The sequence below is a fragment of the Hymenobacter nitidus genome (assembly GCF_020447315.1).
Lineage (GTDB): Bacteria > Bacteroidota > Bacteroidia > Cytophagales > Hymenobacteraceae > Hymenobacter > Hymenobacter nitidus.
Window position 1 is genome coordinate 118,258 of sequence record NZ_JAJADQ010000010.1, and the last position, 12,443, is coordinate 130,700.

General features: G+C 60.5%; 11 protein-coding genes. 8 read left to right on the forward strand and 3 right to left on the reverse strand.

From position 1 onward, the window contains the following. Positions 1–116 precede the first annotated feature (116 nt). The 8 genes from LGH70_RS18090 to LGH70_RS18125 all read left to right on the forward strand — a co-directional run bounded on the left by LGH70_RS18090 (position 117) and on the right by LGH70_RS18125 (position 9,349). Complete coding sequence (locus tag LGH70_RS18090; RefSeq protein ID WP_226188516.1) at positions 117–1,259, forward strand: acyltransferase family protein; 1,143 nt, start codon at positions 117–119, stop codon at positions 1,257–1,259. Between the two features lie 356 nt (positions 1,260–1,615). Next, positions 1,616–2,998, forward strand: coding sequence for a DEAD/DEAH box helicase (locus tag LGH70_RS18095; protein WP_226188517.1), 1,383 nt, complete (start codon positions 1,616–1,618; stop codon positions 2,996–2,998). Beyond that, positions 2,991–3,350 (forward strand): low molecular weight protein tyrosine phosphatase family protein, encoded by a 360-nt coding sequence (locus LGH70_RS18100; protein WP_226188518.1) that lies wholly within the window; start codon positions 2,991–2,993, stop codon positions 3,348–3,350. The genes LGH70_RS18095 and LGH70_RS18100 overlap by 8 nt, the downstream gene beginning before the upstream one ends. 20 nt (positions 3,351–3,370) lie before the next feature. Further along, a complete protein-coding gene (locus LGH70_RS18105) occupies positions 3,371–4,684 on the forward strand; it encodes a hypothetical protein (protein WP_226188520.1) in 1,314 nt (437 codons plus the stop codon). Positions 4,685–4,785: 101 nt separating this feature from the next. Beyond that, complete coding sequence (locus LGH70_RS18110; RefSeq protein ID WP_226188522.1) at positions 4,786–5,736, forward strand: M90 family metallopeptidase; 951 nt, start codon at positions 4,786–4,788, stop codon at positions 5,734–5,736. A gap of 340 nt (positions 5,737–6,076) precedes the next feature. Beyond that, positions 6,077–7,948, forward strand: a complete 1,872-nt coding sequence (locus LGH70_RS18115; RefSeq protein ID WP_226188524.1) for a M2 family metallopeptidase — start codon at positions 6,077–6,079, stop codon at positions 7,946–7,948. Between the two features lie 17 nt (positions 7,949–7,965). Then, positions 7,966–8,433 (forward strand): hypothetical protein, encoded by a 468-nt coding sequence (locus LGH70_RS18120; RefSeq protein WP_226188526.1) that lies wholly within the window; start codon positions 7,966–7,968, stop codon positions 8,431–8,433. Between the two features lie 61 nt (positions 8,434–8,494). Beyond that, positions 8,495–9,349, forward strand: a complete 855-nt coding sequence (locus LGH70_RS18125) for an alpha/beta hydrolase (protein ID WP_226188528.1) — start codon at positions 8,495–8,497, stop codon at positions 9,347–9,349. Positions 9,350–9,713: 364 nt separating this feature from the next. On the opposite strand, the gene LGH70_RS18130 is transcribed toward LGH70_RS18125, so the two are convergent. From LGH70_RS18130 to LGH70_RS18140, 3 genes are all read right to left on the reverse strand, one after another. After that, positions 9,714–10,433, reverse strand: a complete 720-nt coding sequence (locus tag LGH70_RS18130; protein ID WP_226188531.1) for a pirin family protein — start codon at positions 10,431–10,433, stop codon at positions 9,714–9,716. A gap of 164 nt (positions 10,434–10,597) precedes the next feature. Then, positions 10,598–11,407 (reverse strand): LexA family transcriptional regulator, encoded by an 810-nt coding sequence (locus LGH70_RS18135; protein ID WP_226188533.1) that lies wholly within the window; start codon positions 11,405–11,407, stop codon positions 10,598–10,600. 142 nt (positions 11,408–11,549) lie between these two features. Next, entirely contained in the window at positions 11,550–12,398 is an 849-nt protein-coding gene (locus LGH70_RS18140; RefSeq protein ID WP_226188535.1) for a hypothetical protein, read from the reverse strand. Positions 12,399–12,443 lie beyond the last annotated feature (45 nt).

Sequence of the window (12,443 nt, forward strand, 5' to 3'; positions counted from 1 at the left end):
GGCGGGGCCAGTATTTATCTAAGCTGTAGTATATAGATAAAGAGAGTTGCTAAGTTTAGTCCGGGCCGGCGCCTTCTGCCCGGTGCCCAGCAGAATATGTATTCCCGTGAATGCCTATGGAAACTCAGTTACGCTCGCCTGCAACCCCTACTACCCCAAGCACCAAGCCGCACTATGCTATTCTGGACGGGCTGCGGGGCGTAGCCGCGCTGATGGTCGTGGCTTTCCACCTGTGCGAGGCCCACGCCACCAGCCACCTCGACCAGGTTATCAACCACGGCTACCTGGCCGTCGACTTTTTCTTTCTGCTCTCGGGCTTCGTCATTGGCTATGCCTACGATGACCGGTGGAGCAGTATGACGCTGCGGGACTTTTTTCGCATCCGCCTTATCCGCCTCCAACCTCTGGTGGTGCTGGGTATGCTTATCGGGGCCGCCCTATTCTACTTCCAGGATTCTCCCGTGTTTCCGGGCATCGGGCAGGTGCCGGGGTGGAAGCTGCTGCTGGTGCTGGCCATCGGCTGCACCCTGCTGCCAGTGCCCCTGTCGATGGACGTTCGGGGCTGGCACGAGATGCACCCGCTCAACGGGCCCGGCTGGTCGTTGTTCTACGAGTACCTGGCCAACCTGCTGTACGCGCTGGGCGTGCGCAAATTCTCCCGCCCTGCCCTCACCGCACTGGTGGTGCTGGCCGGCGCGGCCCTGATTCACTTCGCCGTCAGCAGCCCCGCCGGCGACGTGGTCGGGGGCTGGTCCCTGAACCCTACCCAGCTGCGCGTGGGCTTTACCCGGATGCTATACCCGTTTTTTGCCGGGCTGCTGCTGTGCCGGGTCGCCACGCTGGGCCGCGTGAAGCACGCCTTTTTGTGGTGCAGCCTGCTGCTGATTCTGGTGCTGGCCTTCCCCCGGGTGGGCGGGGCCAATGATCTGTGGCTGAACGGCCTCTACGATTCGCTCAGCATCGTCATCCTGTTTCCTCTGGTGGTCTGGCTGGGTGCTAGTGGGCACATCACCGGGGCCGGCCCCACCCGCCTCTGCCAGTTCTTCGGCGACATCTCCTACCCCATCTACATCACCCACTACCCGCTTATCTACACCTACACGGCCTGGGTCAGTGCCACCAAGCCGAGTTGGCAGCAGGCCCTGCCCGTGGCCCTGCTCACCTTTGGCGCGGCAGTAGTCTTGGCCTACGCCAGCCTCAAACTCTACGATGAGCCCGTGCGACGGTGGCTGCGCGGGCAGCTAGTGGCCACCACATGACCTGGGCTGGCAATGCCGCAACCCGCTTTAAGCCGACCCTTTTCGCGGAACAACTGCCCCGGGGTTCCGGCTCGCTGCGTACCTGCCTACCCCGGCAGCGCCAGCCGCCGTGGTACTGTTACCCCGATCAATTTGTTGTTTATTTTTATGCTCGCTAATAATAAACAACAAATTGCTTTTTGATTTTATTGTTTATTTTCAAATATTTATAAATAAACAACAACTCTTTTCTAACGCCTCTCACCCCGGCCCGCACCCAGCGCCCGGCCCCATGCCTTTGCGGGCACCCGGCCGATGGTCTATTACCACTCCCGCCGAAATCCGCCGTACCTTTGCAGGGTACTATATCGTTTCGCATGCCCTCTTTTGCCGACCTTGGCCTCGCGCCTACCCTGATACAAGCCCTGGAAGAGCTGAATTTCACCGTCCCTACCCCCGTTCAGGAGCAAGTTATTCCGATGGCGCTGGCCGGGCAGGACGTGGTAGGGCAGGCGCCCACCGGCTCGGGCAAAACGGCTGCCTACGGCCTTTCCATCCTGCACCAGGTGGATCTGAAGCTCGACGCGGTGCAGATCATTGTGCTGGTGCCCGCCCGGGAACTGGCCCTGCAGGTGCGCGACGCGCTGAAAAAGCTTGGTAAATACACTGCGAACCTGCGCGTGGCGGCTTTCTACGGCGGCCACGCCTTCCGCGACGAAACCGTGGCCCTGAAGCAGGCCCCCCACATTGTGGTAGCCACCCCCGGCCGCCTGCTCGACCACTTCGAGCGCCGCACCATCATTCCCAACCAGCTCAAAGTGCTGATTCTGGATGAGGCCGACAAGCTGCTGGAGCTGGGCTTCCAGGATGAGCTCGTGGAAATCATCAAGCGCCTGCCGCGCCGCCGCCAGACGCTGCTGTTCTCGGCTACGATGTCGGACAAGGTACTGGACCTGATCCGCAAGAACCTGACCCGCCCGCGCGTGGTGAATGCCGGCGAAGATGAAGGCTCACTGCCCGAAAACCTCACCCTACGCGGCCAAGTAGGCCCCAGTGAGAAAAAGCCCGCCGCCCTGCTGCACCTGCTGCACCTGCCCGAAACCGGCCGCGCCCTGATTTTCTGTAACACCCGCGAAAAGTGCTCCGAGCTGGCCCGCTTCCTGCAGGGCCGCGGCGTAGCGGCCGAGGTGCTGCACGGCAAAATGCCCCAGCCCGAGCGCGACAAAGCCCTGATGAAGCTGCGCAACGGCTCCAGCCAGGTGGTAGTAGCCACCGACGTGGCGGCCCGCGGCCTCGACGTGACGGCCCTCGACACGGTAATTCAGTACGACGCGCCCGACAAGGCCGACTCCTTCCAGCACCGGGCCGGCCGTACGGCCCGCGCCGGCGCCGAGGGTGTAGCCCACATTCTGGCCACGCCCCACGAGCAGAAGCACGTGCAGAAGTGGCCCGTGGCCGAAACCATCCAGTGGACGGATATGCACGCGCCCAAGCTGCCGCCTGCCGCGCCCAAGGCCCCCCGCCCCACCAGCACCACCCTGCACGTATCGGCCGGCCGCCGCGACAAAGTCAGTGCCCACGACCTGGTGGGTACCTTCGTAGCCCACGGCGGCCTGGAGCGCGACGCCGTCGGCCACATCGAAGTGTTCGACCACTACAGCTACGTGGCCGTACCGCGCGAGCAGGCCCAGGAAGTAGCCAACCGCGTGACGGGCGCCAAGATTAAGGGCCGTAAAATCCGCGTTTCGGTCGTTGAGTAAGGAGAATCCCTTGCCCGCTGAGGCCCGCCAGCTGCTGTTTATCTGCAGCCAGAACCGCTGGCGTAGCCTCACGGCCGAGCGGCTTTTCGACGAGCACCCGCACTACGAAGCCCGCTCGGCCGGCACCGAGCCGGGCGCGCGGGTGCGCGTGGCCGCGGGCCATATCGGCTGGGCCGATGTGATTTTCGTGATGGAGCGCCGCCACGCCGATATTCTGCGCGACAAGTTCGGCGAGGCCCTAGCCGGCAAGCCCATTATCAACCTGCGCATTCCCGACAAATTCCAGTTTCTGGCCCCGCTGCTCATTGATTTGCTGCGCGAGCGGCTGCGGGAGCATTTAACCCAATTATAGTACCCTTGGCTTCTTAGCTTATGATTCGACGCTTACTCCTGGCTGCCTGTTTTGCGCTACTTTCCTATGGCACCCAGGCCCAGGCCTTTGAGCCGGGCTACCTGGTGCGCAGCACGGGCGACACCCTGCGGGGTGAAATTGAAAATGGCTTCTGGGTCGAGCCGCCTACGTTCATCCGCTTCCGGTTCTCGCCCAGCAGCCCCAGTCAGGTGTTTCAGCCGCGCCAGCTACGCGTTGTCAGCTTCACCGGGGACCGCTATTTCCGCTACGAGGCGCTGCCCATCGACTACCAGGCCGAAACCCGCATCGAGCGCCTGAGTCACAGTTACAAGCCTAGTTCCCAGATTGATTCGCTACTGGCGGAAGTGCTGCTGGAAGGCGACGTGTCGTTGTTGCGGGTAGCCCAGCCCGGGGCCCAACACTACTTTCTGGTGCAGCAAGGACGCCCAACTCTGGAACTGAGCGAGCGGAAATACCTGCGGGACCTGCCCAAGACCAAAAACGTGATGATGGACGCCAACAATTACAAAGGTCAATTGCTGGTGTATTTCGGAACGTGCGCCGCGGCCAGTGAGGCGGTTCCGACCACGCTGTTTACCCCCAAGAGCCTGGTGAAGCTCGTGGAGCTGTACAACAAGGAATGTGGCGCAGCCCGAGTGCCCGGCCGTCAGTGGCTGCCCCAGGCCAAGCCCCGGCGGCGCCTGTCGCTGCAGGGCGGACTGGTGGCCGGCATGCGCTACAACCGCATCGAGAGCGGCTCCCCCAGGCTGGCTGGCAAGTGCGTCGACTGCGAAACCCACCCGTTCGCCGGGCTCTACGCCGATTTGCTGCAGCCCAGCCGCACAACGGCCATCTACGGCGAACTAACCCTGAGCCGGTTCAAGAGCCAGGGAGCCCACTACGCGTATGACCCGGTAACCAAAGCAGAATCTACCACCGAGTTTAACTACCGAGCCACGATGGGCACGGCCCGGATTGGAGTGCGCTATTTTATGCAGCTCCCGCGCGAGCATCAACTACTGCTTACGGTCGGGTATGAGCTCAATTCAGTATTCGAATCGAGTGCCAGCGTTACGACCACCAGCGGCCGCAACTACAGTGTGCCCAAAGACGACCTGATTTTTGCCAGCACAACTCTTTTTCCCAATGTGGGCCTGGGCTGGCGCTACCAGCGCCTAACTGTTAATTTTGATGGGCAGATGTACATCGCCAGTAAGGAAGATGACCTTTCCGGCATTTTTGTCGGCAGCAACCACGCCCTGCGGCTGAGCCTGGGCTACCGCCTGAGCAAGAATCCCGATGTTACGTTGAAAGCCCCGGCCCCGCTACCCTAAGAAAGACCAAACAGTTGGGCCGCAATCCGGATGAGCTCACCGCTAATGCGGCCCCAAGCCCTAATTCAGAACTAAAACCCGGGCTACCCGTTTAGCGGGCCATGAATTATCTTGTGTACCTGGCCGTGCTGGCCGGGATTATTTTCCTGTTTTACCGCTACGTCACCCGCGACGCCCGCGTGAAGGCCGCCGCCCTGGCCGCAGATTTCCCCGAGAAGTGGCGGCAGATTCTGGCCTCCCGCGTGGCGTTCTACCTCTCGCTCACGGTGGATGAGAAGAAGCGCTTCGAGCGGGAAGTGCAGGTATTTCTGGCCCAGACCCGCATTACCGGCCTGCAAACCGAGGTGGATGACGTGACGCGCATCCTCGTTGCAGCCTCGGCCATCATTCCCATTTTCGGCTTCCGCGACTGGGAGTACGGCAACCTGGGCGAGGTGCTCATCGTGCCCGACGCCTGGAAGGAAGCCCGCGACCCGAACCGGGAAGTAGCCCCGCTGCAAGGACAATTGCTGGGCTCGGTGCGAGGCTTCCAGAACCAGCACTATATGCACCTGTCGAAAGCCTCGCTCGAGCAGGGCTTCAAGGACGGGCTCGATAAGCAGAACGTGGGCATTCACGAGTTTGCCCACATGCTCGACGAGGCCGACGGGGTAATTGACGGCGTGCCCAAGCTGGCCCTGCCGCCCGAGCTGCTGCAGCCCTGGGCCGAGGTGATGGCGCGCGAGATTGAGGCTATCCGGGACGGCAAGTCGGAAATCAACTCCTACGCGGGTACCAACGAGGCCGAGTTTTTCGCCGTCGTGACGGAGTACTTCTTCGAGAAGCCCGAGAAGCTGCAGGAAAACCACCCTGAGTTGTACCAGCTCCTGAGCCGGGCCCTGCGCCAGAACCCGAAGAAACGCTTCCTGCGCTTCGCCATCGACCCGCGCGAGTGGCTGAAGACGCTGCGCTCCAAGCGCAAGTTTGGCCGCAACGACCCCTGCCCCTGCGGCAGCGGCAAGAAGTACAAAGAGTGCCACATGCAGCAGCACGAGTCGACCCAGGCGGCGTAGGTTTTTCCGTATCACGACAGGAAAACACCAGTCATGGTGAGCCCACTTGTCATTGCGAGGCGCAAGCCGAAGCAATCCGTCCTCTGAAATGTGCAGAACGCCTTAAAGTGGAAAGCCCTTTATCGAACCACCGATAAAGGGCTTTCTGGTAAAAGGGCGGTTATCACCAGCAGAGGACGGATTGCTTCGTGCCTCGCAATGACAACGGCTCTTTGTACTTCCTGAGCCAAGGCAGAGCAAATACTCTGGGCAAAGACCGGCTTCGGGACCATTTTGCCGGCAAGTGGCTATTTTAGCCAGCGAAATACCACGTTGCCCTTTCCGGTCTACTTTCCTTCCAATGAAAAAACCACTGATTTCCGGTCTGGCTCTGGCTACGCTGGGCTCGGCGCTCTGGGCCTGCGCGCCCACGGCCAAAACCACCACGGCAACTACGCCGGCGGCCGATGCTGCTCCCGCCCAGGCCGCTACCCCACCCGCCCCGGTCGACTGGGGCCGGCAGGCCGATGAGTTTTTGCAGAACTACTCGGCCGAGTATCAGAAGCTCTACACCCAGTCGGCGGAGGCGGAATGGCGCTCCAACACGCGCATCGTGGCCGGCGACACCACCAACTCGGCCGCTACGGCCCGCGCCAACGAGGCCATGGCCGCCTTCACGGGCAGCAGCCGCAACATTGCCGATCTGCGCCAGCTGCTGGAGCACAAGGACCAGCTCTCGGAAATCCAGATCAAGCAGCTGCAAACGGCGCTGTACAACGCCGCCAACTCGCCCCAGACCATTGCCGAGGTGGTGAAGCGCCGCATCAAGGCCGAAACCCAGCAGACCGAGAAGCTCTACGGCTTCGACTACAAGTACCAAGGCAAGTCGGTGACGACCAACGACCTGGACGAGCTGCTGCGCAAGGAAAAAGACCCCAAAAAGCGCCAGGCCATCTGGGAAGCCAGCAAGGCCATCGGCCCTACGCTTAAGAACGGCCTGCTGAACCTGCGCGGCCTGCGCAACCAGACCGTGCAGGCCCTGGGCTACCCCGACTACTTCACCTACCAGGCCTCCGACTACGGCATGAGCCGGGAGGAAATGATGCAGCTGGTGCGCAAAATCAACGAGGAGCTGCGGCCCCTCTACCGCGAATTGCACACCTACGCCCGCTACGAACTGGCCAAAAAGTACGGCCAGAAGCAGGTGCCCGACTACCTGCCCGCCTCCTGGGTGCCCAACCGCTGGGGCCAGGACTGGAGTGCCATGGTGGACGTGAAAGGTGTGAATCTGGACGCGACGCTGGCTAAGAAAGGCGCGGAGTGGCAGGTGAAGCAGGCCGAGCGGTTTTACCAGAGCCTGGGCTTCCAGGCGCTGCCGCCGGTGTTCTGGGAGAAAAGCAGCCTCTACCCGCTGCCCAAAACCGCCACCTATAAGAAGAACAACCACGCCTCGGCCTGGCACATGGACCTCAACAACGACGTGCGCAGCCTGATGAGCGTGGAGCCCAATACCGAGTGGTACGAAACCACCCACCACGAGCTGGGCCATATCTACTACTACCTCACCTACACTAACCCCGAGGTGCCGATGCTGCTGCGGGGCGGCGCCAACCGCGCCTACCACGAGGCCATGGGCAGTCTGATGGGGTTGGCCGCCACTCAGAAGCCTTTCCTGGTGGGCCTAGGTTTGCAGGATGCTAAAGCCAAGACCGACCAGACCCAGACGCTGCTGAAGGAAGCCCTGAACTACGTGACCTTCATTCCTTTCTCCTCCGGGGTGATGAGCGAGTGGGAAAACAGCTTCTACGCCGACAACCTGCCCGCTGACCAGCTCAACGCCAAGTGGTGGGAGCTGGTGAAAAAGTACCAGGGCATCGTGCCGCCCGCTACCCGCGGGGAGCAGTACCTGGACCCGGCCACCAAAACCCACATCAACGACGACCCGGCCCAGTACTACGACTACGCCCTGAGCTACGTCATCCTGTTCCAGCTCCACGACCATATTGCCAAGAAAATCCTGAAGCAGGACCCGCACGCCACCAACTACTACGGCAGCAAGGAAGTGGGCACGTTCCTGGCCGACATCATGCGGCCGGGGGCCAGCAAAGACTGGCGCGCCGTGCTCAAGGAGAAAACCGGCGAAGACCTCTCGGCCCGCGCCATGGTGGATTACTTCCAGCCCCTGATGGCCTACTTGAAAGAGCAGAACAAGGGCCGCAAGTACACGATGTAACTCTTTGATTATCTGCCATGAGTGATGCACTGGTGTTTGTTGCGGAAGTAGAAAGGGACTTTTTCCTTACGACCCTCTTCCTGGGTTCAGGTATAGCTGATTTGCACCAGGAGGCCCAACACAACCAGCATTCGTTGTCTCTGACTGCCAACCAGGCCCAGCAGCTTACCATTGAGGATCTGCGGCAGCTGATCCTGCGCATTGTGGCCGCGAAGCGGGAGCAGCTGCGGACGCAACGGGGCAACGGCTACCCGATGCAGTTTTACTGTTGGCACGATGAGCTGGCGGCGCAGCTGCGGTTTAGTCTCGTTGCCGCCCAAGCAGCCTTACCTTTTGGCTGTAAGGTTCGGCTCGTTCCTGACCTCAGCACTATTCTAGCATCGTTTCTGAGTGCCCACCACCCCGAAGAAATTGCTTGGGACGGCCTGCCAGCGGTTGATGAGGAAGCCGCCTATTGTCTTGACGTTTGGCAAACGCAGCTGTAGCAGTTAAGCAACAAAGCCCGGTAGCGCCGGGCTTTGTCATTCCCGATTTCACTCGTATTCCATGAATAGCTGTTCTCACTTACTTCGCCCAGGGCTTCTGCTCCTGCTTTTTGTCACCGCTTTTGTTGCTCCAGCCACTGCCCAAAGCAAAGCTACTCCCCTGGCTATTGGCCATACATTTACCCTTGCGTCCAAAGCCCTGGGCGAGACGCGGCGCATCAACGTGTATTTGCCGGCGGGCTACGCCGACTCGAAGACGCTGCGGCTGCCGGTGCTGTATATGCCCGACGGCGGCCTGGCCGAGGATTTTCTGCACGTGGCCGGCCTGGTGCAGGTTTCGGTGGGCAACAACACCATGCGGCCCTTCATCCTGGTGGGCATCGAAAACACCCAGCGCCGCCGCGACCTGACCGGCCCCACCACCAACGAGAAAGACAAGAAGATTGCGCCCAAAGTAGGTGGCTCGGCCGCTTTCCGTCAGTTTATCCGCCAGGAGCTGATGCCGCAAATCCAGCAGCGCTACCGCACCACCAACGAAACCGCCATTGTGGGCGAATCCCTGGCGGGCCTGTTCGTGGTGGAAACCCTGCTGCTGGAGCCCACCCTGTTCGACCACTACCTGGCCTTCGACCCCAGCCTGTGGTGGAACAACGAGCAGCTGGTGAAGCAGGCTGCGGCTACGCTGCAAACGTATAAAGGCCCGGCCAAAACCTTGTATCTGGCGTCGAGCAACGAGTCCGAAATTGTGGCCGGTACGCAGCGGCTCGCCGAAATCCTGAAGGCTTCGGCCCAGCCCACGCTCACTTGGCATTACGAGCCCCTGCCCACCGAAACGCACGGCACCATTTACCACCCGGCAGCGCTCAAGGCCTTCCGGCACGTGTTTAAGCCCGCGGCAGATAGTGCGGCGAAGTAAGCTGTCAAACACCCTGTTTCGGTAACGATTCACTTCAACAGCACTCTAAGCGTGCTACTGGAAAGAAAGAATAGGCTGTCAGGTGCTGCGGACTGTAACCCATCCATTGCCGTTCCCTGCTGCATAAGCCGCCTGCTGAAGGCGGCCCGCCACGTGTAGTATTCGCGGGTGGTGCGAGGCTTTGCCCTGCCCTACCCGGACGGCCGGGACAAAGCGGCGGACTACGCATTTTCCAAGGGCGCATCTGGACTACCCAGGCGCGTATTTTCCGCGTGCTTGCCTGGGGCAGCTCCTGGTGCCCCCAAACGAGAAAGCCGGGCGCGGGCCCGGCTTTCTCGTTTTAGTTACGCATATGAGGCGGCGCCTAGTAGTTGGCTTCGGCGGCCGGCAAGTCAATCAGGATAAATTGCGCATCCTTCTGGGCCCGGATCTGCACCACGTGCTCGTCGGTCATGCGGGCCTGATCGTTAGGGCCCAGCTCGGTACCGTTCACGTAGATGGTTCCTTCCTTGACGTAGATAAAGGTGTTGCGAATCGGGAAGGTCTTGAACTCTATTTCCTTGTCCTCCTTCAGATTGGCCCAGTAGATGGTGGAGTTGGAATTCATGTACACCACGTCTTCCAGCACTTTCTGGCCCGACACGATGGGCATCAGCTCGTTTTTGCTGTCCAGCAGGTCCAGGTCCTTTTGCTCGTAGCTGGGCGCCAGACCTTTCTGGTTAGGCAAAAACCACAGCTGGTAGATGTGCAGGGGCTTATCCGAGCGGTTGAACTCGGAGTGCGCCAGGCCGGTACCGGCCGTCATGCGCTGCACCTCGCCTTTCGGAATGGTGGTTTTGTTGCCCATCGTGTCCTCGTGCGTTACCTCCCCGTCCAGCACGATGGTCACGATTTCCATTTCGGAGTGCGGGTGCTGCGGAAAACCCGAGTTGGGTGCGATGCTGTCGTCGTTGAACACCCGCAGCGGCCCGAAGTGCATATTGTTGGGGTCGTAGTAGTCGGCGAAGGAGAACAGGAAGTAGCTGCTCAGCCAGCTCACGGGCGCGGCATGATGACGGTCGGTAGCAGGGATATACTTCAGCATGGGTTTCAGGGGTGTGGTTATGGGAGCAAACTGCCTACGGCATACGCACCAAAGCCCGGCGAAGTTAGAAACCACCCGCAAACAGCAAGGCTCACCCGTAAGAAGTACGAGTGAGCCTTGCATGAAGTGGCGCCAAGCGGCGCGGCGCTGATCGGCCTGTGAGGCTAGGCCTTTTTCAGGGTGCTCATCTGCTGCTGCAGGTCGAGCACGATGCTGGCCAGGCGCGAGAGCGAGAGGTCGGCAATGGGGAACGTGCTGCTGATGTAGGACTTGGCTTCCCAGATTTCCACTACATCTTCCACCCCGATTTCGTAGGGCGAATACACAGGATTGTCGGAGTGCAGGGAAAGCGTGGCGCCGTCTTTCAGCTTATTGAAGATGCGCTTGAACACGATGCCTTCCTTGCTGCTGACCACGATGCAGGGCGTGCCATCCTTGATGGTCATCCAGTCGTCGACGTAGCGGCCCACGATAACGGTGCCCGAGGCAATGGGCAGCATCGAGTCGCCGGCTATTTCGAAGGCGCGGTAGGTGCCGCCGCTGCCGAGCATGGGCAGGCGAAACTTGGGCAGTTCCTCGATGAACTCGGGGTCGGCGTAGCCGTTGAGGTAGCCGGCGGCGGCCTTCAGCGGCACCAGCTCAATGTTCTCGTTTTGCTCCTTATCAACGGTAAGCGCCAGAATGCGCAGGCCGTTGGCCGGACGGGGTGAGGGGGGCTCGGGCGTAGTAGTGGCAGGCTCCAGTTGGCGCAAAGCCGCTTTTTGGGCGCTCTTCTTGGTGAAGTCGGTGGTCACCAGCGAGTCGAGGCTGATGCCAAACAGGCGGGCCATATTGACCAGCGTGCTGAGCTTGGGCTCGGCTCGGCCTTCTTCGTAAGCGCCTACTAGAGAGCGTTTGATACCTAGTTTTTCGGCCATCTGAGCCTGAGTCAGGGCCAGTTCGCGCCGCCAGAATTTCAGGTTGGTGTTAATCATCGCGGGTAGGGAGCCGGGAAAGGCTTCGACATCAAAGGGTTATCGGCTCGTGAAATTAGCAACAAACCCGCAGCTTTACTAATTCAATTAGCTTTATTTTTTATAAAAAAGTTCCGCCGGTTTTATCCCTGCCGCCCCGCACTTAAAGCGAATCAGAAGCAGCCTCGGCCGTTACTATCTCGGCCTCGTGCCACCACTCGTCGTTTTCCCAAAACTCACCCCAGCCCAGCTTGGCATACTTCGGATTTACCTCTGGGCCCCGCTCTCCGACGTTAAAGTTCTTAAGTACCGATTCGCCGTAGCTCCAGATATAGTACACCCACACGACCGGCTTCTGCCGCTTGGTCGCCAAGCTGGTCCAGGTTCCGTCCAGGGTAATGCCACCGTCCCGGGAGGCGGTGTGCCGGCCTTTGTTATAGATTTCCAGCTGTTGGTCGGCACCTACCAAAAAGTCGATGACCACGGTTCCGGCGTAGCGCCCTGCGCCCCGCACCGTGGAATCTTCCACCAGCTCGAACGTACCCACTGCAGAATAGGTGTTTTCCGGTTCCTGATGCTTGTTCTTGTCCAGCCCGGCCACATTCGCCTGGTCGAAGAGCTGGGTTAGCGTTATCGAGCCCGACAAAGGCGTCATGACGTTTTTGTAACGGCTTTTTCCGCTCACCCGGTATAAGTTGCTCTGGCTGCTGTCCGGTACCACCGCCGTCAGCACGAGCTCGGTGCGGTAGTGTTCGGGGCCGATAAAGCCATTCAGCGGACCATCATCCCGCACCAGGAGCTTGCCCACCGCATACTGCCGCAGAAACGCCAGCATTTCCGGCGTGGGCACCGCAGTGGCCACGGTGGCGGGGGCTGGGGTGGGCAGCGCTGCAGCTTTGGGAGCCGCCGGAACGGTCACGGCAGTAGCCGAAACCTGTACCGGCACCGTTTGTTGCTGGCAGGCAGCGGCAAAAACAAGCACAAAACTGAGCAGGTAGAGCGGCTTTTTCATCAGGTGCTAAAGTTAGAGAAGTAAGGCAATAGGTGCACACGGCAG